28 protein-coding genes are annotated in these 26067 nt (G+C 50.2%); 10 read left to right on the forward strand and 18 right to left on the reverse strand.

Annotated elements, in window-relative coordinates; genetic code table 11:
* The first annotated feature begins 60 nt into the window (after positions 1-60).
* Entirely contained in the window at positions 61-696 is a 636-nt protein-coding gene (locus tag EBB_RS22435; protein WP_192395892.1) for a hypothetical protein, read from the forward strand.
* A 170-nt stretch (positions 697-866) separates the two neighbouring features.
* On the opposite strand, the gene EBB_RS22440 is transcribed toward EBB_RS22435, so the two are convergent.
* The 7 genes from EBB_RS22440 to tusD all read right to left on the reverse strand — a co-directional run bounded on the left by EBB_RS22440 (position 867) and on the right by tusD (position 5719).
* Positions 867-1379, reverse strand: coding sequence for a hypothetical protein (locus EBB_RS22440; protein ID WP_192395893.1), 513 nt, complete (start codon positions 1377-1379; stop codon positions 867-869).
* A gap of 390 nt (positions 1380-1769) precedes the next feature.
* Positions 1770-2525: a hypothetical protein gene (locus tag EBB_RS22445; protein ID WP_192395894.1), complete on the reverse strand. Its 756-nt coding sequence runs from the start codon at positions 2523-2525 to the stop codon at positions 1770-1772.
* Positions 2522-3262: a type III pantothenate kinase gene (locus tag EBB_RS22450; protein WP_192395895.1), complete on the reverse strand. Its 741-nt coding sequence runs from the start codon at positions 3260-3262 to the stop codon at positions 2522-2524. The genes EBB_RS22445 and EBB_RS22450 overlap by 4 nt, the downstream gene beginning before the upstream one ends.
* A complete protein-coding gene (gene birA / locus EBB_RS22455; RefSeq protein ID WP_192395896.1) occupies positions 3259-4248 on the reverse strand; it encodes a bifunctional biotin--[acetyl-CoA-carboxylase] ligase/biotin operon repressor BirA in 990 nt (329 codons plus the stop codon). The genes EBB_RS22450 and birA overlap by 4 nt, the downstream gene beginning before the upstream one ends.
* Positions 4249-4289: 41 nt before the next feature.
* Positions 4290-4874 carry a PilZ domain-containing protein gene (locus EBB_RS22460; protein ID WP_192395897.1) on the reverse strand — a complete coding sequence of 195 codons (585 nt, stop codon included), beginning with the start codon at positions 4872-4874 and terminating at the stop codon, positions 4290-4292.
* Positions 4875-4965: 91 nt separating this feature from the next.
* Positions 4966-5322: a sulfurtransferase complex subunit TusC gene (tusC, locus tag EBB_RS22465; RefSeq protein WP_192395898.1), complete on the reverse strand. Its 357-nt coding sequence runs from the start codon at positions 5320-5322 to the stop codon at positions 4966-4968.
* A gap of 7 nt (positions 5323-5329) precedes the next feature.
* Positions 5330-5719, reverse strand: a complete 390-nt coding sequence (tusD, locus tag EBB_RS22470) for a sulfurtransferase complex subunit TusD (protein ID WP_026604410.1) — start codon at positions 5717-5719, stop codon at positions 5330-5332.
* Between the two features lie 127 nt (positions 5720-5846).
* On the opposite strand from tusD, the gene EBB_RS22475 reads away from it, so the two are divergent.
* The 6 genes from EBB_RS22475 to EBB_RS22500 all read left to right on the forward strand — a co-directional run bounded on the left by EBB_RS22475 (position 5847) and on the right by EBB_RS22500 (position 13304).
* Positions 5847-7298: a M48 family metalloprotease gene (locus tag EBB_RS22475; RefSeq protein WP_192395899.1), complete on the forward strand. Its 1452-nt coding sequence runs from the start codon at positions 5847-5849 to the stop codon at positions 7296-7298.
* 476 nt (positions 7299-7774) lie between these two features.
* Positions 7775-8014, forward strand: a complete 240-nt coding sequence (rpoZ, locus tag EBB_RS22480) for a DNA-directed RNA polymerase subunit omega (RefSeq protein ID WP_020482113.1) — start codon at positions 7775-7777, stop codon at positions 8012-8014.
* 5 nt (positions 8015-8019) lie between these two features.
* Positions 8020-10203 (forward strand): RelA/SpoT family protein, encoded by a 2184-nt coding sequence (locus EBB_RS22485; RefSeq protein WP_192395900.1) that lies wholly within the window; start codon positions 8020-8022, stop codon positions 10201-10203.
* Between the two features lies 1 nt (position 10204).
* Positions 10205-10600, forward strand: coding sequence for a deaminase RidA (ridA, locus tag EBB_RS22490; protein ID WP_192395901.1), 396 nt, complete (start codon positions 10205-10207; stop codon positions 10598-10600).
* A gap of 40 nt (positions 10601-10640) precedes the next feature.
* Positions 10641-12728: an ATP-dependent DNA helicase RecG gene (gene recG, locus EBB_RS22495; protein WP_192395902.1), complete on the forward strand. Its 2088-nt coding sequence runs from the start codon at positions 10641-10643 to the stop codon at positions 12726-12728.
* Positions 12729-12731: 3 nt separating this feature from the next.
* Positions 12732-13304, forward strand: coding sequence for a chorismate--pyruvate lyase family protein (locus tag EBB_RS22500; protein ID WP_192395903.1), 573 nt, complete (start codon positions 12732-12734; stop codon positions 13302-13304).
* Positions 13305-14203: 899 nt separating this feature from the next.
* Here the strand turns inward: EBB_RS22500 and EBB_RS22505 are convergent.
* The 4 genes from EBB_RS22505 to EBB_RS22520 all read right to left on the reverse strand — a co-directional run bounded on the left by EBB_RS22505 (position 14204) and on the right by EBB_RS22520 (position 18164).
* Positions 14204-14800 carry a DUF4276 family protein gene (locus tag EBB_RS22505; RefSeq protein WP_192395904.1) on the reverse strand — a complete coding sequence of 199 codons (597 nt, stop codon included), beginning with the start codon at positions 14798-14800 and terminating at the stop codon, positions 14204-14206.
* The gene (locus tag EBB_RS22510) at positions 14797-15999 is read right to left on the reverse strand and encodes an AAA family ATPase (protein ID WP_192395905.1); all 1203 of its coding nucleotides are present in this window, start codon (positions 15997-15999) and stop codon (positions 14797-14799) included. Before EBB_RS22510 ends, EBB_RS22505 begins: the two co-directional genes overlap by 4 nt.
* A gap of 481 nt (positions 16000-16480) precedes the next feature.
* A complete protein-coding gene (locus tag EBB_RS22515; protein ID WP_192395906.1) occupies positions 16481-17152 on the reverse strand; it encodes a TFIIB-type zinc ribbon-containing protein in 672 nt (223 codons plus the stop codon).
* A gap of 1 nt (position 17153) precedes the next feature.
* Positions 17154-18164 (reverse strand): SPFH domain-containing protein, encoded by a 1011-nt coding sequence (locus tag EBB_RS22520; protein ID WP_192395907.1) that lies wholly within the window; start codon positions 18162-18164, stop codon positions 17154-17156.
* 80 nt (positions 18165-18244) lie between these two features.
* Here EBB_RS22520 and EBB_RS22525 point away from each other — a divergent pair, with 80 nt between their 5' ends.
* The gene (locus EBB_RS22525; protein WP_192395908.1) at positions 18245-18781 is read left to right on the forward strand and encodes a gamma carbonic anhydrase family protein; all 537 of its coding nucleotides are present in this window, start codon (positions 18245-18247) and stop codon (positions 18779-18781) included.
* A 102-nt stretch (positions 18782-18883) separates the two neighbouring features.
* On the opposite strand, the gene EBB_RS22530 is transcribed toward EBB_RS22525, so the two are convergent.
* Positions 18884-19423 carry a copper resistance protein NlpE gene (locus tag EBB_RS22530; protein ID WP_192395909.1) on the reverse strand — a complete coding sequence of 180 codons (540 nt, stop codon included), beginning with the start codon at positions 19421-19423 and terminating at the stop codon, positions 18884-18886.
* A gap of 566 nt (positions 19424-19989) precedes the next feature.
* Here EBB_RS22530 and EBB_RS22535 point away from each other — a divergent pair.
* Positions 19990-20175, forward strand: coding sequence for a hypothetical protein (locus EBB_RS22535; protein WP_192395910.1), 186 nt, complete (start codon positions 19990-19992; stop codon positions 20173-20175).
* A gap of 1 nt (position 20176) precedes the next feature.
* A complete protein-coding gene (locus EBB_RS22540; protein WP_371741626.1) occupies positions 20177-20536 on the forward strand; it encodes a hypothetical protein in 360 nt (119 codons plus the stop codon).
* Between the two features lie 93 nt (positions 20537-20629).
* Here the strand turns inward: EBB_RS22540 and EBB_RS22545 are convergent, their stop codons facing one another.
* Genes EBB_RS22545 through EBB_RS22570 form a run of 6 tightly spaced genes read right to left on the reverse strand, consistent with a single transcriptional unit; the run spans position 20630 to position 25999 of the window.
* Positions 20630-21061 carry a YcgN family cysteine cluster protein gene (locus EBB_RS22545; protein ID WP_192395911.1) on the reverse strand — a complete coding sequence of 144 codons (432 nt, stop codon included), beginning with the start codon at positions 21059-21061 and terminating at the stop codon, positions 20630-20632.
* A gap of 4 nt (positions 21062-21065) precedes the next feature.
* Positions 21066-22028, reverse strand: coding sequence for a permease-like cell division protein FtsX (gene ftsX / locus EBB_RS22550; RefSeq protein ID WP_192395912.1), 963 nt, complete (start codon positions 22026-22028; stop codon positions 21066-21068).
* 2 nt (positions 22029-22030) lie between these two features.
* Entirely contained in the window at positions 22031-22687 is a 657-nt protein-coding gene (gene ftsE / locus EBB_RS22555; RefSeq protein ID WP_192395913.1) for a cell division ATP-binding protein FtsE, read from the reverse strand.
* Between the two features lie 19 nt (positions 22688-22706).
* Positions 22707-24671 carry a signal recognition particle-docking protein FtsY gene (ftsY, locus tag EBB_RS22560; protein ID WP_192395914.1) on the reverse strand — a complete coding sequence of 655 codons (1965 nt, stop codon included), beginning with the start codon at positions 24669-24671 and terminating at the stop codon, positions 22707-22709.
* A gap of 4 nt (positions 24672-24675) precedes the next feature.
* Positions 24676-25263, reverse strand: coding sequence for a redox-active disulfide-containing membrane protein (locus EBB_RS22565; RefSeq protein WP_192395915.1), 588 nt, complete (start codon positions 25261-25263; stop codon positions 24676-24678).
* Positions 25256-25999 (reverse strand): SURF1 family protein, encoded by a 744-nt coding sequence (locus EBB_RS22570; RefSeq protein WP_192395916.1) that lies wholly within the window; start codon positions 25997-25999, stop codon positions 25256-25258. Before EBB_RS22570 ends, EBB_RS22565 begins: the two co-directional genes overlap by 8 nt.
* Positions 26000-26067 lie beyond the last annotated feature (68 nt).

A 26067-nucleotide genomic window follows, 5' to 3' on the forward strand; every position in this document is an offset into this window, starting at 1 on the left:
GGCAACTGCCCTACCCGCTGAGCCGGCGTAATCTCCTTTTGAATATGAACCAGAACAACGATGAATAAGCAACTCAAACAATTTTTTAAAACCGGCCTGACCGCACTTATCCCGTTATGCGCGGCCGGCAACGCTCACGCCGCAATAGTTACGTTCAGTCTCGATTACAGCGGCTTAGCATTCGGAAACGCCGCCACTGCGCAAGGCCTTATCAGCCTGGATGAGCAACTCATTCCCAATCCAGGCTCGGCTTTTCTCGATTTCAGCAACAATGACGCAATCAAGGCTTTCACATTAACCGTGTCCAACGCCACGGGAGGCTTAGGAAACGGCACATTTCAGATGACGGATTTCGATTTTGCCACCTGGGATAGCGCTGGCGAAACACTAGACTTTAGCCAACAATTGATAGGCCAATGGACGCAAGGCGGCGGTTGGGGGAAAAGCGCTAGATGGGACGGCGGCGCGGGTGAGTTTAACCTTTACGCCAAAGCCGGCTCCTACGCACCGACTAGTTCCGGTTACTTTACCTTGGCGACAAACAACGATTTTCTGAATGGCGATTTGTTGAAATTAGTGTCGTTCAAACCCGTGTCAGGCTCTGTTCAGCCAGTTCCGCTACCCGCACCCATTTGGTTATTCGGTAGCGCTGTCGGCGTGTTCTTGAGCAGAAAAGCAGTGAAGAAAGACTATTAATTGTTCATCGCTCCCGGGAAAGCGGGAGCCCAACGACACAATGATCCACTACGCGGTTTAAAAGCTCCCGCCATCGTGAGAATTTAGAGGTATAGACTCGAAGATTTTCAACAGACATAAAAAAACCGGATGGAGAACGACTCCATCCGGTTTAAAAAGCTCAAAAAATTTTAAGCTTGAACGGCCGCTTTACGACGACCGGTATACAGGAAGCCCATCAAAGCACTTGTCATAAACCATACCGATGCAGGGAGAGGTACACTAGTGACAGGGTTTTGATTCGCAGCGGCTTTCAGATCGAATCCAAACAGAAAGCTCAAGTTGCTGGTGACTACGCCTGGTTTTACAAAGGTCAACAAGAACGTATTAGGGGCACCCAATTCATAGTTACCAGCTTCGCTAACCCAACCGCTCGCTGTCAACAGACCCAATTTGAAAGGGCTAGCAGAGGCAAAGCTGCCTACACCGTTAAAAGTGTAAACAGGTGCATCAATAGCCAGATCAGCGGTAGCAGAAAAGATACCGAAGGTGTCACTTGAAGTAAATGGGAATGCACTAGAGCCGAAGGAGATAAAATTGCTATCGCCGTCAGTAGATTCCCAAATGATGCCTGCCGAACTTACAGTCGAAACCGCAAATAGGCAAACAGCAAGCCAAAGTTTTAAAGATAAAAGCGTTTTCATGGATATTCCCCATTTAAATTAACGTTAACAATTGGTCATCCTTTTGACCACCTTACTCCTTAGTCGAAATTGTTCCTCAATCCCAACTAAGAAGGGGGGCGGATATATACAAACACCCACCCGCACAGGGTAAAGCAAATATAATGCCACAATTAAAAACGTTTTTTTTCAATAAGTTGCATCCACCACAATTGCAAAGTGTAAATATTACCGACACGTTACGAGTGATTTTTGCCTTTTGCTTAAAAAAGTCACCAAATCGGTGCGTTACGCGTTTTGAACTGAGACAAGGTAATTTTTCGGACATAAAAAAGCCGGATGAAACTAAATTTGCCTCATCCGGCTCAACGACCGTCATAGCATCGAACAAATGCGGCCAGCGTCGGGCACTTATTTCAACGCACTGCCACAATCTAAATCGGCCAGACGCGAATACCCAACATTTTTGAAAATAGCGCCCTTGGCCCCGACGAACCGAATAAACAATTCATCCCGGAGTTTATTGCGCTGCCGTATTTCCGCTTTTACCCCTTGCTCGGCTAACTGGTTTTTAAATAGCATGGCGCGCTGCCGCTCATTGAACACACCGAGCGATATTGCCCCTTTGATATCACCATCGGTTACCGGCCAGACATCGTTAAATCCTTTGGCCTTTAGCATCATTTTATTGATACGGGTTTGTTCGGCATCTTTTCCAGCCGGGTAATAAACCTGAAAATCCGAAGAGACAATAGTTGACTTGTTTACAGCTTTGAACTCAGTTAAATGCTCAGTATTGGCCCATCGCCGCAACGCCTCCTGATCGCTGAACGGTCCAGCCTCGTAGCAATGACGGATCTCGAGCTTTTGTATATTGGAAACACTTGGCTTAGGCGCATGAGGGCTTGTTTTGAAGATTAAAACAACTTGGGGCGGATTCAAGCGCTGCAGAATATCCGTCACTTGCTTGGCTTGCAATTCAGCAGCGGCATTGTCCAGATAAGTAGAAATTTTTGCTCCACGCCGCGCCAGTTCTCTCTCGCCAACCGTTAGCAAAGCCGGAATATTGCTGACTGGCTCGACCGATGGCGTCAATGCACCAAAATGTAGCTTCCAGAAAAAAAACAACACATTCAGCAGACATAACAAAAAAAACAGCGCTTTCATGAGGCGTTTTCATTTCGGCAATAGTTGAGCAAACCTTTAAAGACCAAACCGCCGTCTACTATGCTTGGAACGGCCAGATGTCGCGCTAACATATCCCCATCGCCGCCACTCAACACTAACTGATAGGCTTTGGGCTGGCGCGCCAAGGCCGCCTCTACCAGACCAGCCGCCGCTAACAAGGTACCGTTATTGATAGCTGCCGCCGTGACAATCGCCAAGCTTGTGTCTGCCTGGTCTTCGCTAAACGGCAGCGCGGCGGTATTGTCTGCCAAGGATTTTTTCATCAAAAACAACCCTGGACTGATTAAGCCGCCCAGATGCCTGCCATCGCTCTCGATGAAATCTATTGTGATGGCGGTGCCGCAATCGACAACACAGGTATCCCCAGGATAATAACGATGCGCCGCCTGCAATGCCAACCAGCGGTCCACCCCCAACTTCTCCGGCTCAGTGTATGCATTTTTGACGTCAAAAGCCGTTTGCGAAGACTGAGGCATGATCAGCTCTACACCGGGCCATAGCGCCCGAGCCATATCTACCAACAAAATGGTAAGAGCATTTTCCGATACCGACGCCATAGCCACTTGCTTGGGTGCGGGGATACTCAGCCAAAACTCACGCAAGCGTTCTGGAAAATCCGCCTGCCGGTAATCCATAAAAATCGTCGGTTTCAGCACACCAGCCTCTGCCTGAGTCCATTTCAGACGCGAGTTGCCAATATCGACCAGTAAAATCATAAGCGCCGAAAACTGACTTCGCCGGACGCAAACACGCGGGTTTGGCCATCGGCGAGTTCCAGCAACAACAGGCCTTGATCGTCGATGCCCGCCACCACGCCACTAACGCTCTGCTCGTGCATAAAAATATCGACCTGTTTGCCTTGCATGCAATCGTAGCCACGCCATTCGTCGAGATAATGCCCCAGCGCACGGGTCTCGTAATCCCCCAGCACGGGTAACAACTGATTCAATAACTCGCCCACCAGCCGATTGCGTTTACCATGAACCGACTCCGCCAAAATACCCTGCAAATCGACCCAATCCTGTTCGATGGCCTGACCTTCATGCGCCGGCAAATACACATTTAAACCCAAACCTATCACCGCGTGGCACGGTCCGCTGGTTTCTCCTGAGACTTCTATTAAAATCCCGGCCAATTTACGTTGTCGCCAATAAATATCGTTCGGCCACTTCAAACCCACATCAACAATCCCGAAACCTCGCAACGCGCGGATTACCGCTACCCCAATCGCCAGACTCAACCCGCTGATCGCAGTCGGCCCGCCCTGGAAACGCCACAAAATCGATAAGTAAATATTGTGACCAAACGGCGAAACCCAATATCTGCCGCGCCGCCCTTTCCCCGCGGTTTGCCGTTCGGCCAGACAGACAGAGCCGATGCCAACGCCCTGCCGCGCCCTGTCCAATAAATAAGTGTTGGTAGAGTGAATCTCGTCGTGAATTTCCAGTTCACCCAGCAAGGATCTTGCGTGGCTATCCAAGTGCAGATCAATCTGTTGTTCGTCCAACAACTGTAAAGGGTGTTGCAAGCGATAACCTTTGCCCGATACCGCTAGTAAGTCGATACCGAATTCGGACAACGCACTTAAGTGTTTCCATACCGCGGAACGACTCACGCCCAATAAGCCCGCCAATTCGGTCCCCGAGTGAAATTGACCGTCCGCCAGGACAAGTAAAAGTTGTTTAAGTTTAGGAGAGATCAATCGCCAACCTGTCGAACGCGCTGTAAAGCTGAACTACGCAGCTAAAATTCGTTTTTATCACGCAATTGTTGCAATTGTTTCTTGACGACATGCTTGATCAAAAGCTCTCTATCGTCTTCAGTGAGATTGACGTACTCGACACAGATAGAAAAGGGCCGCTCCGGGCTCTCTGCTGAAATATCCTTGCACTGGACGACATTCGCATAAGCCACGATCACCGCCATACACGAGGTCAGCAGCATCCGCAGTTCCAGGAGTTCGCCAACCGCTATGGGTGTTTCATTGCTAAAAGCTAATCCGGTGGCGCTGAGACTGACATCGCGGGTATCGTGTTCGGAAAACTCCTCACTCTGTGCGCTGATCGCCTGTGCAATCAAGTTGATTTTGGTGTCGATGATCTTCAAATATTCAAACATTTCCGGATCGCGCCTTTCCAGGCGCGGCGACAACATGCGCGCTTCCTGCGCCAACACGTCCAAGGCGGAGGTCAATGAACAATTGCCCAATACATCATTAGAAACATGACTCAAGGCGTCGACATTTTTTTTGTCGATGACTTTGTGCAGCAGATTTATCGTGTCGTTGACTCGGAAATAACGCCTTTTTTCTTCAATTTCATCCGCCATGGTGTGCTCGTCCTCGGTCTACTTAAGTGGGGTAAATATTACGAATAAAGAATTTTAGCTTAAGCGGCTTCAACTGTTTAACTCCGCAGCGTCAATCGGAAATAATAAGATCATAACGATGCATCAAGCGGCTAACTTCGACACGCGGCAGACTGACGACAGGCAAGATTAAATCCGTGGATGTGAGTCCGGCCAGCTGCAAAGATTCTTCTTCTACGTACAAATCGTTCACGTCGTAAATTTGCAAGGCCTGAAAAATTGCCGAGGTATCCTTTAAATCTAATCCGCCAGGTTGCTGCTGATTTTTTAATTGCCACACGGCATCGTCGACAAAGAGTAAGGCGACGTGCTGATCAAAGGCCGCGACAGTCAAAATCGCATCCAGAGTTTCTTGCAGATGACCACCGCTGTAAGGCAAGCGGCGCATGATAAATAGATAGCGTTTCATGGCACAGTTAACCGAAAACAATACTGCGGTCAGCCAGCAAAGTCGCTTCCAGCCACTGTCCTAAACCGGCTATCCGAAACCCTGGCGCCGTGTCGTCATCCTGCTTACCCTGCCGTGCAGCCTCATCAAGACACAATAAACCCCGGCGCTGCGCCGCCGAGATGCATACCACTAAATCCACACCATATTGCTCAGCCAAAGCCGACCAATGTCGAGTAATCGAGAATTCGTCCTCAGGAGGCTGGGCATAACGGAAAGCGTGATAGACACCTTCCTTGTAAAAAAATACTCGCAGAATTTGGTGCTCGGCCGCCAACGCCGCTTGAATGAACCGATAGGCGTTCAGGCCGGCATTGCTGGCGTAAGGGCTGGCATTAACTTGTACGGCATATTTCATCGCGCTGTAAAATAATTGTTAAATTCAATACTCAGCGTATTTTAATACGAGCACACTCAAGCTGCCCGTTTTTGCCGCGCATTGTTTTACCATTGAACCAAATTTACCGCTTCCAGTCCGAGCTTCCATGACAATTAAGCCTCTTTTTTTCAGCCTTGGCCTGATCCTGTTTTGTCCGTCGCCGCGAGCCTTGGACATCGAAAAAATCCAACTGCCGGACATGGGCGATTCAGCAGGCGCCATCATTTCCCCCGCTCAGGAAAAGGAATTCGGCGAAGCATTTTTTCGTAATTTGCATCAACAAACCGAGATTAATCAGGATGTGGAAATCCAGCAGTACATCCAGAGCATAGGTCGGCAATTAGCGTCCCACAGCGACACGCCGTCCAATCCCTTCCACTTTTTTGTCGTGATGGACCCCAATATCAACGCCTTCGCCGGCCCAGGTGGATACATCGGCGTCAATTCCGGCTTGATTTTGTTGACCGAAGCAGAGAGCGAACTGGCATCGGTAATGGCTCACGAGATTGCCCACGTCACTCAACGCCACTTATATAGGTCCATTGAAAAAGCCAGCAAGCTGTCGATTCCGACCGTCGCCGCCACATTAGCGGCGATTTTAATCGGCACCCAGTCACCCAACATGGGGCAAGCGGCTTTAATGGCAATCCAAGCCGGCAATATTCAGTTTCAAATCGATTTTACCCGCGACCACGAAAAAGAGGCGGATCGGGTGGGTATGCAAACCCTGGCCGGCGCCAATTACGACCCGCGTAGCATGCCGACTTTTTTCGAACGCTTACAGCAATCGACCCGCTATTACGGCAAGGGCGTACCTGAATTTTTAAGAACCCACCCGGTATCCGAAAATCGGGTGGCCGACACCCGCGGCAGAGCGGAAATCTATCCTTACCGGCAATATCCGGATTCATTAGCGTATTTGTTGACCAAAGCCAAGCTTACCGTGCTGACTGCGCAGGACAAACGCACGCCGCTACAGCATTTCACCACGCTCGAAATGCAAGGCACTCCCGAGCAACGAGCTGTCGCCCGCTATGGCATGGGCTTGGTATATTTGGAAAATCAACAATACGCCGCAGCCAGCGAAATTTTTCAAAAGCTCACCGAGCAATACCCGTCGCAACCGCAATATATATCGGCACTGGCCCGCACAGCGATGGATGCGCACGAATACGAAAAGGCCGGCAAATTATTTGAGAAAGCGATTAACACCTTCCCCAGCAATGACGCTCTAAAAATTCAATATACCCGTAGCCTGGTCAAGAACGCTCAACCACAACGTGCAAAACAAGTGTTACAAAGCTTGTCGGACAGCGAGAAAGACCAGCCGTATTATTACGAACTGCTCGCGCAGATTTTTGCCGACCTCAAACAGCCCGGGGAATCGCATCGTTACATGGCCGAATACTATTACGCCAGCGGCGAAACCGAAGCGGCCATCATGCAAATCAGATTGGCAAAACAACAGACTGATCTCAGCTTTCAACTACAGGCCATCCTCAACGAACGGCTAAATTTCTTTCTCAGCGAGGAAGAATCGCGCCGAATGGAACGCTAATTCCAAGCATTAGAAAAACCTGATACGAGCTAAGTTTTTGTTTAAGAAAATTAATTTCGTGGCAAAACTATTTCCCGAAATAAAACTGCTTTTTTTGTTGGACACCCGGTTTTTTTTAAAATACACTTCGCCCACCTTGAATACGGAGTGCATTCAACCTTAACGGGTTGCATCTTTGAGGGGGGGAGGGAAACAGCCTGTAAAACGGCTGATAATAATAACTATAAAATAGTAATTGCTTGACTAAACTGCCCTAAGGCAGGCGTCCAACACAATAACAATAATAATTACAACAAACAGGACGGGCCCGCGTATAGCGGGCTTTTTATTGCCTGTCGTTTTACTTTCTCCACCTAGCCGCTTGCAGCCTCGATTGGCCTAAGTGCGCCATTTATCTTATAATTCAACCTTGTCCGCTCGATACTGTTACAGTCTACCGGGCAAAGATCCCCCGCAAACTCAGATAAGGTTTAATAATGGCACGCGTTACCGTTGAAGATTGTTTGGAAAATGTTGAAAACCGTTTCAAATTGGTGTTACTCGCCAGCAAAAGAGCACGGCAGTTGGAAAAAGGCGCCGATGAATTCATTCCACGCGGCAAAGACAAAGACACTGTGCTGGCACTTCGTGAAATTGCCGCCGGCTTTGTCAACGAAGAAAATATCGACCGTTTGCATCGCGCGGGATACGTTTCGGAAACCCATCTGGAAATCTAACGCCCATGCCCGAGATAGCTGTCAAATCCGCACCAGCGCTACCTGCTATCGAGCATCCTGAAGAAAAACTTCTTCACCAGCTCTGCGAGATCCTGCGCAGCTATCTCGACCAAGAACAAATCAACGATGTGATCCGCGCCTATCATTTCGGCGCGGCCGCTCATTCCGGGCAATTCCGCAGAAGTGGCGAAGCCTATATCTGCCATCCGGTATCCGTGGCGATCACACTGGCCAGCATGCACATGGATCACCATGGCATCATGGCGGCCATTCTGCACGATGTCATAGAAGACACCCCTATCAGCAAGGAACAACTGGGCGAGCAATTTGGCGTCGAAGTGGCCGAACTGGTTGATGGCGTAACCAAACTCTCCAAAATCGATAGCCGTTCCCGCGCCGAAGCGCAAGCGGAAAACGTCAGAAAAATGTTCCTTGCCATGGCGCAAGACCTGCGGGTAATCGTCGTCAAACTCGCCGACCGTTTGCACAATATGCAAACCATGGGCAATATGCCGGTCGATAAAAAACGCCGCATCGCCAAGGAAACGCTGGAAATATACGCCCCTATCGCCAATCGGCTGGGCATGAACGACGTTCGGCATCAGCTGGAGTCTCTGGGCTTTAAAGCGCTGTACCCCAACCGCTACACGGCCATCAATAATGCCGTGAAAAAATCGCGCGGCAACCGCAAGGAAATCATCGACACCATCCAAAATGCCATCCAAAATCGTCTAAACGAATCCAACTTAGACGGTGCAGTGGCGGGCCGCGAAAAAAACATCGCCAGCATTTATCAAAAAATGCTCAGCAAACGGATTTCCTTTACCGATGTCTTTGATGTCTACGCTTTCCGCATTTATTGCCATCAGGTCGACGACTGTTATCGGGCTTTAGGCTGCGTGCACAATTTATATAAACCCGTCCCGGGCCGCTTCAAGGACTACATAGCCTTACCGAAAGCCAACGGCTATCAGTCGCTGCACACGATATTGATAGGCCCTTACGGCGTACCTATCGAAATTCAAATTCGTACCCACGAAATGCATCGCCTTTCGGAATCGGGGATTGCCGCGCATTGGCTATACAAATCCGACAACGATAAAAGTGAGACCATCCAGGCCCGTGCCAATGAGTGGCTACGCGATTTACTGGAGATCCAAAAATCTGCCGGTGATTCGCTGGAATTCATTGATAACTTAAAAGTCGATCTGTTCCCGCAAGAAGTTTTCGTATTTACCCCCAAGGGTAAGATCATCAAACTACCGCGCGGCGCGACCATCGTCGATTTCGCCTACTTGGTGCATACCGACGTCGGTAACGCCTGCATTTCGGCACGCATCGACAAAAAATTGGTACCGCTACAAACCAAGCTGGAAAACGGCATGACGGTGGAAGTGATTACCGCCACCTGGGCCAGACCGAATCCCCTATGGCTAAACTACGTCACCACCGCTAAGGCCCGCAGCTGCATCCGCGCTTACCTGAAAAACTTCAACCAGCAAGAAGCGATCAATCTGGGTCGTCGCCTGCTGGAAAAAGAGCTGCAAAGCCTGAACATTCAGCTGGAAAATGTCGATAACACCCGTATCATTCAGGTGTTGCAGGTATTAAAAAAACACTCCATGAACGAGTTGCTGGAAGACATCGGCTTGGGCAATCGCATGCCCTTCCTGGTGGCCAAACGCATCAGCCAAACCGACGTGAACGCGGCGGTCAAACTCGACGACAACGAATCCACGCATAAAACCCCTTTAATTATCAAAGGCACCGAAGGCATCGTCGTCAGCCTGGCCAAATGCTGCCGGCCGATTCCGGGTGACTCGATTATCGGCTTCTTCAACCCCGGCAAGGGCATAGTCGTCCATCATCACGAATGCCGTAACAGCAACGAAGTCAGAAAAAAACAGACTACCTGGCTGGATGTGGAATGGAGCCCCGAAGCCAGCGGCGAATTCCCCGCTGAAATCCGCATCGAGCTGTTAAACCAACGCGGTTCGCTAGCCACCATTGCCTCGACCATCTCCAGCATGGATTCCAATATCGAAAACATTACCGTGGTCAGTCAGGATGATCGGGTCTCGGTGGACTTGCTGACCTTAGCCGTAAAGGATCGCGTGCATCTGGCCAATATCATCCGCAAGCTGAAAAAACTCTCCATCGTTTTAAAAATTACCCGCATCAAGGCATAGCATGAACAAGGAAATCATCTCGACACCTCTGGCCCCACAAGCGATTGGCACCTATTCGCAAGCCGTCAAAGTTGGCGAGACGGTTTATTTATCCGGACAAATTCCACTTGACCCCGAAACCATGCAAGTCGTGGACGGCGACATCGCCGTGCATATCCGCCGGGTATTCGATAACCTGAAAGCCGTCGCCGACGCTGCCGGTGGTGACTTCAACGACATCGTCAAACTCAATGTGTTTCTCACCGATTTAAGCAATTTCCCTATCGTCAACGAAATCATGGCCGAATACTTCAGCCAACCCTACCCCGCTCGTGCGGCAGTAGGCGTGGCGGCATTACCCAAAGGCGTTGGCGTGGAAATGGACGGCGTGATGGTGTTACGCAACGAATACTACTGATCAAAACAACGAGGCGTTTTTTCGCCTTATTTATTGATTCATGAGTCATCTGGAACCGCATAAACAGCCTGTCACCACCTTGACAGGCATCGGTTCCCAATCCGCCGCCCGCCTGGAAAAACTGGGCATCCATACCCTACAAGATCTGTTGTTCCACCTGCCCTTGCGTTACCAGGATCGCAGCCGTATCGCGCCCATTTCCCAGCTGATGCCAGGCATGACCACCCTGGTTTGCGGCACCGTAGAATTTACTGACAGCATCCAGCGCGGACGCCCCAGCGTGATTTGCCGCATCGCCGACGACAGTGGCAGTTTATCGATCCGTTTTTTCCATTTCAGCGTACAACAAAGCCAGCAGCTAAAACCCGGCACCCTGCTCGGCTGTTTCGGCGAAATCCGTTACGGTTACAACGGCCTGGAAATGATACATCCGGAATACAAAATCGTTTCTGCCGCCGAGCAACTACTAGAAACCACGCTGACGCCGGTCTACCCGCTGACTGAAGGCATTTCCCAATCCGCGCTCCGTAAAGCTATCAAACAGGCGCTAACACTATGTTTAACAAGCGACAGTGCTATTACTGACTGGCTACCGGCTAAGTTGTTGATCGAGCACGGCTACCCTTGCCTGAGCGATGCGCTACAAACCCTGCATAATCCGCCGCCGCATTTGTCGGCAGAGATCATCAACGGCGGCTCCCTGCCCGCATTAAAACGCCTGGTTTTTGAAGAGTTTTTAGCCCACCATCTGGCGCTACTGCAAGGCAAATTGGCTTATAAAAGCTGGCAGTCGCCGGTTTTTGACATAAACCAGGCCGCCAAACAAGTATTTCTGAAAGGCTTGCCGTTTCAATTGACCGCTGCGCAACAACGGGTTAGCGCAGAGATCGAAAGCGATTGCCGCCAAGCGCAACCCATGCTGCGTCTCGTGCAAGGCGACGTCGGTTCCGGCAAAACCGTGGTGGCAGCTCTGGCAAGCTTGCTGGCACTGAACTCGGGTTATCAAGTCGCGATCATGGCACCCACGGAACTATTAGCCGAACAACACTTTCGCAACTTCAGCCTGTGGTTCGCCGAAACCGGCCACCAAGTGCTGTTTCTGACCGGCCAATTGAAAGGCAAATCCCGGCAAACCACGTTGGATGCGCTCGCCGACGGCTCCGCCAATATCGTGATCGGCACGCACGCGCTGTTTCAAGACAGCGTGCATTTTCATAAGCTGGGTTTGATCGTCATCGACGAACAACACCGCTTCGGCGTCCATCAACGCCTGGCTCTGCGCGAAAAAGGCCAGCATGGCGGCTTACGGCCACATCAATTAATCATGACTGCCACGCCCATTCCGCGCACCTTGGCGATGTTGCAATATTCCGACCTGGATATTTCCATCATCGACGAGCTGCCGCCCGGCCGTAAACCCATCGCCACCAGCGTGATTTCCTCGGAACGCCGGGAAGAAGTCATCGGCCGCATTGAGCATTGGGTGGCGCAGCAACGCCAAGCCTACTGGGTCTGCACCTTGATCGAGGAATCCGAGGTTCTACAATGCGAGGCTGCCGAGAAAACCGCCGCCTATCTATGCCAAGCCCTGCCGAATGTGCGTGTCGGTCTGGTACATGGCCGGATGAAAGCGGCCGAAAAAGACGCGGTGATGCAGGCTTTTAAAAATCGCGATTGCGATTTATTAGTCGCCACCACCGTCATCGAAGTAGGCGTGGACGTACCCAACGCCGGTCTGATGATCATCGAAAACCCGGAACGTTTGGGCTTGTCGCAGCTCCACCAATTGCGGGGTCGGGTTGGCCGCGGCAATCAGGACAGCTATTGCCTGCTGTTGTATCAAGCACCGCTCTCGCAAGCCGGCAAGCAACGCCTAGCCATCCTGAAAGAAAGCAACGACGGCTTCGTGATCGCCGAAAAAGATTTGGAACTGCGCGGCCCCGGCGAAGTGATGGGCACCCGCCAAACCGGGCAGATTCAGTTTAAAATTGCCGACCTTGAACGCGACAGCGACCTGCTAGAGCTGATCCCCGCCGCCGCGCAACTGATTCATCGCCAACACCCCAACGCCATTCAACCGCTGATTCAACGCTGGATCGGCCATAGCCGCCATTACGCCGAGGTTTAACGCTTGCCCGACAAAAGTTTTCTATTCAGCCGCCCACCCATCTGGAAAAGCCACGAACAAAGCAGCCAACGGCAACTGCCGAACGATCTGCAATCCTGGCTCAACGAAACCGGCTCGCTGACCAAACGTCTGCGCGGCATCCACGGCAACCGCTTCGGCGTAAAAGTGTTATTCCACCGCTGGAAGCCGGCTTTTATAGATGAATGCCGACTATTGGACTTGCCGCCCTGCCGCTATCAATTGATCCGCGAAGTGTTGTTGCATGCCGATGGCGAGCCCTTGGTGCTGGCCCGCACCATCCTGCCCGAACCCACTATCGAAATCGCCCACCGCAATTTATCCCATCTCGGCACTCGGCCCTTGGGTGAAGTGATTTTCGCCTATCCGGATTTGGAACGCCGCCAGAGACAGTTCAGCCGGGCTGATACGGGTATTTGGTCGTCAGGTCTGCAAGCAGCGGTTGGTGTTGACGATGCTATTTGGGGACGGCGAACGGTTTACGCGATCCATCGGCAACCGCTATTGGTGGCGGAGTTTTTTTTACCTGCGGTATTGGCAGCTCACGCCAATTCCTGAGCCGTTTATTTGCGTATTCCGATTACAAAATCACCACGGATTGGGCTGGAGGCCGGCCAAAGCCGGCCGCCGCGCAGTGACTCGGATAGCCGCCAGATAGTGTTTATGATTGCTCGACTGAGCTGAACTTGCGTAGCCTGCAGCGCCAGCAGAATCGAGGGTATCGGCTGTGAATCCCCGATTCCTTCCCAAACTAATAGCTTATTGCTTTGTAGCGAAATTCGCAGGCGGCTGCGGAAGACGGCTTGGCAAAATGCCTAAGCCGCTTGGCAGCAAGACTATCGAGATCAGCTTTTCGCTATGCCCGAATACCTTTTATCCTTGAACGCCAAGCATTTCGGCATATCTGCAAGCCAAAAGGCCATTCGCGACCAGCCAGTCGCTGCCATCGCAAACCTGCATAAGCCAGCGCGCCAGCCAAAATGGTGCTCGTCAATGGCAAATCACTTTAATCGCCAGCCAGAATAAGCTGGCCCGCAAGGTAAATAGCTATTCGCGCGCGCCAAATCGCTGTAAACGCAAAGCTACACAAGCTTGCGCGCAAGCCGATTAGCCTTTCGAGGCCGGCAAATTGCCTTGCAAGATTTCAATCAAGAACGATTGACCCAAGATGGGGTACAAAATATTAGAGCGTCGGTTCACAGCAGAAACCCCACACAACTAGCCTCCGCTTACCCACCAAACCCCGACAGCGAGACGTCAATCCAGCACAAACAGCTATCGATATTGAAAACTCGAGCCGGCCTTGATGTTGGGGCTCCTTGCCTCACCCAAACCTATAGTCCGATTAAAAGAATCATGACCGGTAACCCTCGGCAAAAAGCCGACGTAGATAAGGGGATGTGGTTTTATGAACCACACCGATCTTGAACGATGCGTTGCACGTTATTTACCACATTCTAAGGGCTAGGAACCTCTGACCGCTTGCTCCATTCGCTACAAAGCTTTCTAAACGAGCGACTACGATCAAACGCTAACTGCAAGTCTATTTGCGCGGAAAACGCCGGTTGATCGGTAGTTTCGCCATAGGACCGGTTGGCCATACAAGCCTTTATCCAGCCCTTGGCATCGCGCGGCTGCTCAGGATCGACGGCCTTTGCCGGATCATAGTTGAAGCTTCGAATTCCCTGTAGCGATTCAGCGGCTGCGATAAACCAGGCCTCGTACTCCCTGTTTGCCAACACAACAGAAATTTTACGGTGAGGAACGATAATTTGGGCACGCCGCAAAATCTCTTGAGCTAGGTCGGCAGGACAGTCATCGTCTGCATCGAATAAGATCAATATCCAGCCCTTATCGCCGCATTTGTTGGCGGCAAGGCTGAGGTGGCGGCGAAATTCGTCGTCCTTGTTTAGGAAGCGGTCTCGGCGAACACGAATCGGATAGCTTACATCGACATACACGTCTGGGGTTAACCACTCGTTGAGCCGCCTTAATAGGACTGGTAAAGCGATGACTTCACCATCGCCCTCCACAATCGCAGTCACATTGATCACGGCTGGCTGTCTCCAAATAAATCGGTTTGTTTTTGTTCTTGCGCTTCCAGTTGTTTGCGGTCGGGAGCTAGTTGATTGAGGCGCAGCAACTCGCCGGCAGAGAACAGCGAGTCTCGAATCGCTTGCCGAGAGGCTTCGTCGACGGGGCCGATCCGGGTTTCGCCTTTTTCGGAAACCACCGACAATAAAGAATCGGCGCTTAATTGCAGATCGTCGAGCAGATCCGGGCTGTGGCTGGTGACGATGATTTGAGTTTCTTGCGAAGCCCGATTCAACGCTTCGCGCAAAGCTGAGCTTGCAGCCGGATGTAAAGCTGTCTCCGGTTCTTCGATGCCAATCAAGGTAGGTGCGTAATCCCGATTACCTTGAAATAGTGCAGCCAATATTCCCAATGCCCTTAAGGTGCCGTCAGACATGTTTTGCGCCAGAAAACGCCAGGGATGTTTGGCTCCGGCCATGTCTTGACGAAACTCGAGGGTTTCCATCGGACCAATGGGCTTACGTTCGACGCCATGAACCATAGGTACGACGGTTTGTAAATATTCCTGGATAATGGTCATACGTTCCGGAGATACTTTTTCTAAGTGTCCAATGACACTAGCGATGTTTTCGCCAACCGGCTTTAGTAATTTACCCTCTTGCGGTTTTTGCAGTTCGCGCATTAATTTGGGGTTTAGATTGTAAAACCCCATGGTTGTGAACAGGTCGAAAACCGGACGAAATTCGGTCAAGCCGGAAGCGGCAACCAAGGCTAAGCGATCAGAGGTTACCGAGGGGAACGTCGCCTCGCTACTGTTGCGCAGTTTACCTTTATCGATCTGGAAAAACGGACCTTTACCGATACCTTCCAAGACGCATTCCTCGGTTTGCACTTTATAGCCTTGACCAGAAAGTGCTCCGACATTGAATGCATAATGTCCTTTTTGCCCAGTAGCGAGTGAAAACTCCAGACGAATACCGAAATGATTTGGATGGCCCATTGAACGCCTGCGTACTTCCGACAGGCCTCCGCGTTCATTTAATGCGTTGTCCAACGAATTTGTTAAGGCATCTCTTACCAAGTGCAAGGCATCAAGGAAGTTGCTTTTACCGGAACCGTTTGCCCCTACTAAATAGGTGAGTTGGTCCAGTTTTACGTTGCAATAACCAATACTTTTGTAGTTTCGTAATACGATGCGGGTGATACTGGCATGGGCCATGGAGTTAGGTTCCCTATATTATGTTAACGTCAATCGAACGTTTTGGTCAGTCCAGATAATTGAACGCCTGATTTTTCCGGTGCACGGTATCGAAGGCATTCAAGCTCACAGTGACATAAACCGATTGCGCCTTGTTGTATTCCATCTAGCACCAGAGCTGTTATTGGGGAAGTCTCTAATCCGCCCGCATATAAATGTGACGGAACCTAGCGAACCACATGGCTCAGATTAACGACAAAGTACACCAAAGAATGTTGACCTCGAAATGCGCAATTACACTAGATCCGTGCGCATACATTTTTAAATGACAGCTTATTTGTCCTTCCTTGCCATTGTAAATTATTGCATGCTGGCAGCGACGGCTCGATTACGCCAATTCATCAACTCTAAAAGCCGCCAGTCAATACTACCCCATTCCCATCTGACCCACTGCGTTTTTCAATACGACTGGGTGGATGGCAGGCTTAATAAGGAATATGCATCATTCAAATATCTTGAATATCACTTCGGCTACCGACGCCACTAAATCGCCGTCGATGCTTGGTTCGCCATAGCTTTGTTGCGGGCGGGAATAGTCTTTCCGAAAGGCTTTTTTGAATTGCTCGGAGCTGGCTTTTTCTTGTTTGGCGGCAATTTTTTGCTGATTCAAAATCTGGCCGCCGGCTTTTTTCCATTCCAGCAGATGACTGATTTGTCCGCCGTCCAGCCAAATACCATGGCTTCTGCACTGATCGATAATGACGCCGCTGCGATAGCCGTAGATCACCCGATTCATTAACACCTGGCACACCGGGCATTTAAGGTATTTTACGGTGGCATTTTTCGGATAGCGGTCTTGGTTGATGTTGCTCAGCAGCTCCAAATTGACAGTCACCACCGGCGCTACCGCGCTATCCAGCAAGGTTTCTATTTCACCGGGATCGAAAAACAAGCCATAGCAGTTGGCGCACCGCTCGATATGCAAGGCACCTGTGGCATCCAGACTTATGGTTTGCAGGCTTTGTTCACATTCCGGACAAACTCGTTCGCTGGTGGCATCAATGACTTGATAGTCATGCTTACCTAACAGATCAATGTCATTGCGGACCCCGCAATAACTGCAATATTGCGTGTTGGCGGGTAAGGGTGCGGAACAACTGCTGCAGTTGGCCATGCTAAAATTTGTCCAATATTTGTTGTTTCTTGGCGGCGTATTCTGCCTCGGTTATCAGCTGCGCTTCGAATAGCTGCTTCAATTCGGTCAACTTGGCGACAGTTTGATTGCTATCGGCAGCGGCCTGATTGGTCGCAGAACCCAACGATTGCACCATGCTTTGCCCCAGCCCGATGCCGGCACCCATTCCCATACCAAGCCCGGCGCCGCCGCCTTCATTGCGAGCGGCGTCGCGTAAGGCATCCAGCTGTTGCACCTTGGCATAATCCAAACCCACCGCTTGCGCGGCTTGCGCTTCAGCGGTCAGATCGGCAATACGATTGATGCGGCGCAAGGTATCTTCATCAAAATCAGTACCTTCGATACGAAAATCGCTAATATTAAAACCCAGTTTGCGAAACACGATGGCCAGTTTGATGGCTATGCCTCGGGCTATTTCGTCACGGTTGGCGTCGATGTCGGCAAAACTATGCTGACATTCCGCCAGATAATCCGAAATGGGATTGATGATCCGCGCGGAAAGAATGTTGCGAAAATCGTCTATACGCATCTGGTTATGACTACCGACGATATTGACGAAAAAATCTCCGGGATCGGCGATCTGATAGCTGTAGTTGCCATAAGCTTTTAAAGCGACCGGGAAATGATATTTGGGGTCCTGATATTTAATTGGCGAGGTGGTGCCCCATTTCTGATCGAGAATCTTGGTTTTACGAAAGAAATAAATCCCCACCTTATGCTCGCTCTCGAAAAGCCGCATGAATTTCTTGATTGTGGTCCAAAACGGTACGTTATCGGTCTCTAAATTGATCATGCATTGTTCGTCGATAATCGCCTTGACCTGGCCCTGATAGACAAAAATACAGCCCTGCCCCGGACCGACGATTAATTTGGAGGCATTTTTGATTTCGTCGCCGTTTTCAGTCCATTGCGCCAACAACAGATCGGGGTCGGGATTTTCCCATTCGATAACCGAACGTAATTGCCGTTTGATACCGTCTAAAAATGCCATTACTAGCCTCGCTGGACTGGAGAAGAATTGATTAATTGCGTAACATCGTGGTTTAAGTATGGCAAAAAACAGGAGTTGTGGTGGCAATCAGAAGATATAAAGGCAAACAACCTAAGGTCGGCAACAACGTGTATATCGACGAAGCAGCGGTCGTGATCGGTGATGTGAAAATCGGTGACGATGTCTCGGTGTGGCCAAGCACGGTGATACGCGGCGATGTGGAAACCATCACCATCGGCGCCGGTACTAATGTTCAGGACGGCTCGGTATTGCACGTCTCCCACGCCGGCGACTATTCGCCGCAAGGCCATCCGTTGACTATAGGCAAAGGCGTTACTATCGGCCATCGCGCCGTGGTACATGCCTGTGCCATTGGCGATTATTGCCTGATAGGTATAGGCGCAATTGTGATGGACGATGCCGAGTTGGGGGATTATGTGATGTTGGGTGCCGGCGCTTTGGTGCCGCCTGGCAAGAAATTGGAAGGCGGTTATTTATACGTCGGTGCTCCGGCCAAGCAGATGCGGGCACTTACCGACGAGGAAAAAGACTTTTTGAAATATTCCGCCAAACATTACGTCAAGTTGAAGAACGACTATTTAGCCGAATCAGAGTAAATTTCACACTATCTAGGCTGTATAGGCGTTTTGCGTCCAACAGCCTATCTTGTAAAACTAGCCGGTGTCACCTAAAACCGGCTAGACCCTTCCGGGAAGAGCTTAATGAATGTGCACTTCCCGCGACTTTGATTTATCGCTTCTTGCCAGCGTGTAGTCGTCCTGGTCGCCGAGCATGGGCGTACCGTCACTATTCAGCTGTATCAGCGTTCCTTCGTCTTTGATGCTAAATTTTCGATTCAGATCGTTTTTATTGGAGGTTAACGACAGTATGCGGGTTTTATCATCCCACTCGTACTTGCCTTTCTCGTAAAACTCTCTGGAAGAGGCTTTTGCGTATTGAGTGACCAATAAGTAATTGTTTTTTTGTTTCAAAGACAAGGTCATTTTGAAACCATCACAATCTTTTTCCTTGCAGGGCAAATAACCGTAAAACACGCCGCGAAATCCCTCAGTTTTGTCCGCGAGATCAGTGTGCGCGGAATGGTCCATGTCTTTCTGATGAATCAATTCCCGGGCTTTGAGGGTTTTTTCCTGGAGTTGCTTATCGGATTCGGCCCAAGCCGGGTTGAGCGCCGGAAGCAATGCACCTAAAAAAATCACCGTCGCATATTTTTTAATTTTTCTAGTCAATGTTTGCATATGAGATTCTTCTATTTCTGTGAGTAAAGTAATTCGACAAGAACAGAGCCGAAGACTACCAGGATAATCGCCAATTTCAACTTCGCGATTATTTTATCGCCGATATACGCTCCGTTTTCCAGACTTTTCAAATAAAGAGCCGTCGGCTTTTATCGCGCCTGATCAGATTGGGGGAGCAGATGATAGCGCAAAATCCAAACGCTATTTACGGACAGTCTTTGCGAAAACCACGGCAAACGCATAATATTGATACGATATTTGTTTGACAAGCTCGCTTATTTCTTTTATTGTTTCGATTCGCTACCATGAAGTAGACCGGAAATGCCTATATCAGACGCTTTCAATCCGGAGCTACTTACATGGAGGTGTAACGCAATTCCTGGCTGATGCATTCAACGCTTTCAGCGAAATATTCGATCTGGCTCGACGGCGCGAGCATGCTTTAGGTATCGAAGAAGTCGCTAAGTTTGACGTCAAATCAGTGCCGGCCCGTTATAGGGCGAACAGGTTTTTCAATACAAATTCGGTTCGGCACTGGCCGATTTATTATTATAAGAGGTAAAACCATGACAGAAGTAAAACAAGAAAAAGATAACTTCGTGTTGTATGTGGTGCTGGCTACCGCAGTTGTTGTTGGCGCCATCCTGGCGGTAAAAATGAGCGAAAACGAAAAATTTGCTCCGATCAAGGATCAACTTGCCGAAGAGCATCGGTTAATGAACATCCGCGTCATCAGCAACCGCGAGGATTAATATGATGAAAATAACTTTTATCGGCACCCTGTTAGCCTCTTTATTGTTGACCAGCCCCGTCCAAGCTACCGAATATATTTATCGAGACATCATGGCGAACACTCTGGCACCCGAGCACTGCCAAGTAGAGAGCAAAGCGAAGGAAAATGCTGCCAAAAGCTACAATATCGATAGATTCAGCAAGAAATTCTGCCAATCCCAAGGTTACGGCTGGCATGTCGATGAGGTAAAAAGCACTGGCAATACGGTTTGCGACACCTGCAGCAACCCACAGGAAGCAAAATGCCGTCAGGAAGATGTCGTAGTCAGTTGCAAACGGATTAAACCGGGTACGGTAGGTATGTTACCCGGCAAAGGATAAGCTAAAAGCCCATTCAAGGGATTGGCAATCCCGGCTTTTCCACACCTGAAGCCGCCGGAAAACGAAGTTGACCGGCGGCCCAGTCAGCCTGAATCAGGGCTGCAACCATTCGATAATATGATCTTCCAGATCGGTGACTTGCGATTCCTTAATCGCATAACTGCCGATAGACACGCCAGCCTCTTTCACAGATTCGCTAGTCCCGGTAATCAAGGGATGCCAGTTGGGCAACGGTTCACCGTCAGTCAACAAACGATACGCGCAGGTTGACGGCAGCCAGTTGTACTCGGCGAAATCGTGCTGCTTCAAATCGATACACTCCGGCACCAACGTGCAACGCTCGCTATAACGTGTGCAACGGCAGGTCTCCAAATCGATCAAATCACAGGCTACGCTGGTAAAGGCAATATCGCCTGTGTCTTCGTCCTCCAGCTTATTCAAACAACACTTGCCACAGTTATCGCACAGCGATTCCCACTCTTCCGTGCTCATTTGCGCCAGGGTCTTAGTTTCCCAAAAGTTCATAGGCTTATTGCGGTTTTAGTTGCCGCAGCTGATAGTGCAAGACTGCCCAGGAACCGAGCACTGCCAACACGGACGAAATCATCAATAGCAAAATAAACTCCGAGAAACTCAAAAACAGTAAATCGAATGAACTGTTATACAAGGTCGATAGTTTCTCCACCGGCGTTTCCAGGATCAATAGCATGATCGTCATGATCAACCAGCCGAGAAAACCCGAGATGAAACCCAACCAAAACCCGGTGTATAAAAATGGCCGCTGAATAAAAGCATGAGTAGCGCCGACCAATTTGGAAATAAACACCTCGTCCTGGCGATTCTGCAATTCCAGACGAATGGTATTCCCGGTAATGAAGGTTACCGCGAAACCCAGCAGCAGACTGACCAACATCACACCGCGGCTGGCTATCAACATGATGGTTTGCAAGCGCGCCACCCACTGCATATCAACCTGCACGAAATCGACTTGCGGGAATTGCTTAAAATCAGACATCAATTTCTCGATGTCTTCGTTACTTTCGAGCGCATTTTTCGGCACTACTTGAATCACGCTCGGCAAGGGATTACGTTCCAGCGCATTCAAGGCATCGCTGAAGCCGCTATTGGCTTTGAACTCCTCCAACGCCTGTTTCTTGCTGATGAATTTAACTTCCATGACACTACCGTTTTGCTGGATTTGTTCGGCGAGTTTTTGCCCGGCCGCGTCGGTAATGTTGTCGTGCAAAAACAAGGACATCTGATTGCTGGATTCCAGATTGCCGGTCAATTGCTGAATGTTGGCCACGACGATATAAAAGCTGCTAGCCAAGGAAATAGCGATAGCCAACACCAAGATAGTCATGGCAGACGTAAACGGCGTGCGGGTCAAACGCCCCAGGCTGGAAAACAGGCCGTGGGCATGATTAAGCAAATACGCCTGAAATAACTCCGCCAGCCTGCTGCCGGCTTGTTTACGGTGATTCCGTTTCATCATCAACTCACAACCAAATGGCCTTTATCGAGCGTCAACACGCGATGGCCGAGATGATTAATTAACTCAATATCGTGGCTCGCTATCAACACTGTCACCCCGACTTGTTTGAATTGTTCGAACATGAACATCACTTCGGCGGACAGATCCGGGTCCAGATTACCCGTGGGCTCGTCGGCCAGGATTAATTTAGGTTTATTGACTATGGCTCGGGCAATACCAACGCGTTGTTGCTCGCCACCAGACAAGGCCAAGGGATGTTTTTTTTCCTTACCCAACAGCCCCACCTTATCCAAAGATGCCCGCACCCGCCGCGCCACTTCCTGATGGTTATAACCCGAGACGACCAATGGCAAGGCCACGTTATCAAACACGGTTCTATCATTCAGCAATTTGTAATCCTGAAAAATCAGGCCCAGGTTGCGACGCATATAGGGGATTTTCCGCTCTCCGATGCGCGTAATATCCTGACCATCCAGCAAGACGCTGCCGCGCGTGCATTGCTCCATCATCGCAATCAACTTTAGCAAGGTGCTTTTGCCGGCGCCGGAACGGCCGGTTAAAAATGCCATTTCACCCCGATGCAAGTGAAAACTGACATCGGTCAGGGCTTCGCCGGCATCGGGATAGCGCTTGCTTACGTGTTCGAATCTCAACATGGGATCAGTCTGTTACGCATCATTCTTGAACAAATAGAGCATCGACGAAGGTTTGCGCATTGAAATCCTGTAAGTCGTCAATCTGCTCACCCACACCAATAAAACGAATGGGGATATGCAGTTGATTGGCTAGTGCAAAAATAATCCCGCCCTTGGCCGTACCGTCCAGCTTGGTTAAGGCGATGCCGGTCAGTTCCACCGCTTCGTTGAATAGTTTAGCCTGCGACAAGGCATTCTGCCCCGTGCCGGCATCCAGTATCAGCAACACCTCGTGCGGCGCGGACTCGTCCAGCTTGGTCATGATGCGTTTGATTTTTTTCAATTCATCCATCAGGTTGGACTTAGTATGCAAACGGCCGGCGGTATCGGCGATCAACACATCAATCCCTTTAGCTTTGGCGGACTGCAAGGCATCGAAAATCACTGACGCGGAATCGGCTCCGGTATGCTGCGCCACGACTTGAATATCGTTACGCTCGCCCCAAGTTTGCAACTGCTCCACCGCTGCCGCCCTGAAGGTATCGCCCGCCGCCAGCATCACGCTATGGCCTTGTTGTTGCAGGCGTTTGGCCAGTTTTCCTATCGAAGTTGTCTTGCCGGCCCCGTTAACACCCACCACCAGAATCACGAAAGGCCCATCCTGCTTGGGAATTTGCAGCGGCAAACTGCACGGTTCCAGCATCGCTAACAAATTTTGCTTCAAGGTTTGGCTCAATAATTGGCCGTCGCTGAGCTGATCACGCTCTAAACTATCGGTCAGTTGCTTAATCAGTTGCGTGGTCGTTTCGATACCCAAATCGGCCATTAACAACTGGGCTTCTATGTCCGCCAATAATTCTTTGGTAACCGCTTTTTGCCCGAATGCCAAGCTGCTCAGCACGCCGCCTAAGCCGGTTCTGGTTCTTTTCAGCTGAGTGGTTAAACGCAGATACAAAGAATCTTCGCTGCTGGCCGATAGTAGTTCCGGTACCTGTTCAGCGGTAACAGCCTCAGTGGCTTCGATAGCCAAGCTCTCGTCCTCAACTCCTGAGCTATATCGGCTATAAAACAAGATTCCCAGCAATGGCAACATCAACAAGGCCGCAAACGCATTATGCGCAACAGCCAAGGCCAATGGGAGTTGGTACTTGACGCTAAAAACCCCTAGTGCGATCTGCACCAATAACAGCAGACTGAGGATATTTCCCGCCGACCGCACCGGTTTTGGATAACGTTCCGAAGTAGCCGACAACATCAAAGCGCTGAGCACCAGAAAAGTAACGGCCGCCAAGACCCGATGCAGCGCTTGAATCGCCATTTTGGCATCGGCCGATAGCCCGCTGTCCCTGAACAGATCCAAAATGCTCAGATAATCGCCGCCCGGCAACCATTCGCCGTTACAGCGCGGAAAATCGCTACAAGCCAAGCCGGCATAGTTGCTACTGACCCAACCGCCCAGCACAATTTGGCCTAGTAAAACCAGCATCGCCAAGCCGGTAAATAATACCGGGCCGCTACGAACCGGCCTTAACTCGGCAGCCGGATTAAGTCGTAGATAACTCCAGCTCAGCGTCCAAAACGTGAAAAAACCCATTAACAGATGCGCTGTTACGACGCCGGGTCGCGTGCCGGATGTAACCGCCCACATGCCCAAACCGGCTTGCCCGGCTATCAACAGCAATACCAAAGTAGCCAGCATGACTGCAGGCGAACGCGGTTTTTCCCTCCACGCCAGCCCAAACCAAACCAACGCTAACAACGCCAAGCCGCCAGCCAAGTAGCGATGAGCCATTTCTTTCCAAGCTTTTGCGGTATCCAATGCATACTGCGGAAATCCGGCAGCCGCATCGGCTTTAAATTCCGAGCTGTCACTGACGAAAGCCTTGCCGTAACAGCCAGGCCAGTCCGGGCAACCCAAGCCGGCGTGGGTAAGGCGGACATAGGCGCCGACCAATATGACGAGCAGCGCCAACAACACGCAGCACAGAGTTAATTTTCTGAACATATTTCTAACCGATTTGTGAAATTCTGAGTAACTTGCTTAAGTCGCTTTTGACTTGATAAGGATCGTAGCCCGGTGCGTATTGCATCATCAGATTTCCCAGCGGATCCATGATGATTAGCATGCCTTCCGGCAACGGCTGCGCGTTTAATTGTGTTAACTTTTCCTGCAAGGACGTGGCTGGCAAGGCTTTTAATAAGCGACCGTCATCTCGCCATTCCGCCGGCAGCTGATAAGTTTTATCAAACAACACCGCCAAGCGGCGAATCCGGGCAATATCCTTACCCATCATCAATGACAGCTGATGGGTTTTATACAAGGCATCGCGACAGGTTTCCCCGCAATCCCTCGGCACAGGGTTGACCAACACCCAATGGCCTTTTAACTCCTGCATGTTTTGCGCGGAAAATGTATCGTAGCCGGAAAACTCGTCGGCAGAGGTTATTTGCGGTGGCGTAATCAGCACGCCATTGTTGGTGCCTAGCTTAACAATGTCCGGATTTTTCGCCAAAAACCACGCAAACCCAAAGGGCACGATGGACATGGCGAATATCACTATGATGGTGATACGGTTTTTTTTATATTGATTATCCACGGTGTATTTTTCGACTACTAATCCAAATAAATAGGGCTGTTAAGGTCAGCGCTAAACCAAACCATTGTACTGCATAGGCCCTATGTTTTTCAGGTGGGATTGCCACAGCAATCTTCCATTGCCGTTGGTAGCCATCGGGCTGCGCAGAGTCGAGTTCGATCTGATAATCGGCCAACGCATATCCCAACTTATCCGCCAAGAGTTGGCTATCTATTACTTGCACTCTAACCGGCCAAGTTTCCCCCGGAATTTCCGCGCCTTTTAATTTCAGACCTGGCTCAGGAAAACGGTTGATTCTGCCACGTACTTGCTGCGCCACTAGGCTGATACCAATGTCCGGCAAAACTTCACGGGAAGCGCCTAAAGGCACCCAGCCCCGGTTAACTAATATGCCAGGCTGACCGCTATCGGGCAAAAACGGCGTTAAAACCAGGTAGCCGGGTTTGCCGTTCAGCGTTTGGTTATCAATCAAAATTTGATGCGGCGCATCATAATGACCGCTCACTAAAACGGGCCGGTAACGTAAAACTTCGCTATCGATTCCGACTTGCCGAGTTATATCCAAGGCTTCAGCGTTGCTAGCCTGTTGCTGTTGCGCCAGCAAAATCGTCTTCTGTTTGCCTCGATTCAACTGCCAAAACCCCAAGCTGCACAATAAGCTGAATAACAGCAGGTATCCGCTCAGCGCTGCTAGCGAACAACGAAATTCGATACCGCTCGTAGTCAATTTGATCATATATGAAAGCTCCAGTATGAAGATGCGCTATTGGCAAGCGTACCCGAATCGCCGAGAATGCTGGTTTT

This window comes from Methylomonas fluvii, from assembly GCF_014850975.1.
Lineage (GTDB): Bacteria > Pseudomonadota > Gammaproteobacteria > Methylococcales > Methylomonadaceae > Methylomonas > Methylomonas fluvii.

Coding starts and splice junctions, on each gene's coding strand:
- EBB_RS22530 (WP_192395909.1), bottom strand. CDS start 19,423: ATGCAAACATTGACTAGAAAAATTAAAAAATATGCGACGGTGATTTTT.
- EBB_RS22520 (WP_192395907.1), bottom strand. CDS start 18,164: ATGGCATTTTTAGACGGTATCAAACGGCAATTACGTTCGGTTATCGAA.
- EBB_RS22535 (WP_192395910.1), top strand. CDS start 19,990: ATGACAGAAGTAAAACAAGAAAAAGATAACTTCGTGTTGTATGTGGTG.
- EBB_RS22570 (WP_192395916.1), bottom strand. CDS start 25,999: ATGATCAAATTGACTACGAGCGGTATCGAATTTCGTTGTTCGCTAGCA.
- EBB_RS22460 (WP_192395897.1), bottom strand. CDS start 4,874: ATGGCGGATGAAATTGAAGAAAAAAGGCGTTATTTCCGAGTCAACGAC.
- ftsE (WP_192395913.1), bottom strand. CDS start 22,687: ATGTTGAGATTCGAACACGTAAGCAAGCGCTATCCCGATGCCGGCGAA.
- EBB_RS22435 (WP_192395892.1), top strand. CDS start 61: ATGAATAAGCAACTCAAACAATTTTTTAAAACCGGCCTGACCGCACTT.
- ftsY (WP_192395914.1), bottom strand. CDS start 24,671: ATGTTCAGAAAATTAACTCTGTGCTGCGTGTTGTTGGCGCTGCTCGTC.
- EBB_RS22485 (WP_192395900.1), top strand. CDS start 8,020: ATGCCCGAGATAGCTGTCAAATCCGCACCAGCGCTACCTGCTATCGAG.
- EBB_RS22510 (WP_192395905.1), bottom strand. CDS start 15,999: ATGGCCCATGCCAGTATCACCCGCATCGTATTACGAAACTACAAAAGT.
- EBB_RS22515 (WP_192395906.1), bottom strand. CDS start 17,152: ATGGCCAACTGCAGCAGTTGTTCCGCACCCTTACCCGCCAACACGCAA.
- tusC (WP_192395898.1), bottom strand. CDS start 5,322: ATGAAACGCTATCTATTTATCATGCGCCGCTTGCCTTACAGCGGTGGT.
- EBB_RS22475 (WP_192395899.1), top strand. CDS start 5,847: ATGACAATTAAGCCTCTTTTTTTCAGCCTTGGCCTGATCCTGTTTTGT.
- tusD (WP_026604410.1), bottom strand. CDS start 5,719: ATGAAATATGCCGTACAAGTTAATGCCAGCCCTTACGCCAGCAATGCC.
- EBB_RS22540 (WP_371741626.1), top strand. CDS start 20,177: ATGATGAAAATAACTTTTATCGGCACCCTGTTAGCCTCTTTATTGTTG.
- recG (WP_192395902.1), top strand. CDS start 10,641: ATGAGTCATCTGGAACCGCATAAACAGCCTGTCACCACCTTGACAGGC.
- ridA (WP_192395901.1), top strand. CDS start 10,205: ATGAACAAGGAAATCATCTCGACACCTCTGGCCCCACAAGCGATTGGC.
- ftsX (WP_192395912.1), bottom strand. CDS start 22,028: ATGAAACGGAATCACCGTAAACAAGCCGGCAGCAGGCTGGCGGAGTTA.
- EBB_RS22450 (WP_192395895.1), bottom strand. CDS start 3,262: ATGATTTTACTGGTCGATATTGGCAACTCGCGTCTGAAATGGACTCAG.
- EBB_RS22440 (WP_192395893.1), bottom strand. CDS start 1,379: ATGAAAACGCTTTTATCTTTAAAACTTTGGCTTGCTGTTTGCCTATTT.
- EBB_RS22445 (WP_192395894.1), bottom strand. CDS start 2,525: ATGAAAGCGCTGTTTTTTTTGTTATGTCTGCTGAATGTGTTGTTTTTT.
- rpoZ (WP_020482113.1), top strand. CDS start 7,775: ATGGCACGCGTTACCGTTGAAGATTGTTTGGAAAATGTTGAAAACCGT.
- EBB_RS22545 (WP_192395911.1), bottom strand. CDS start 21,061: ATGAACTTTTGGGAAACTAAGACCCTGGCGCAAATGAGCACGGAAGAG.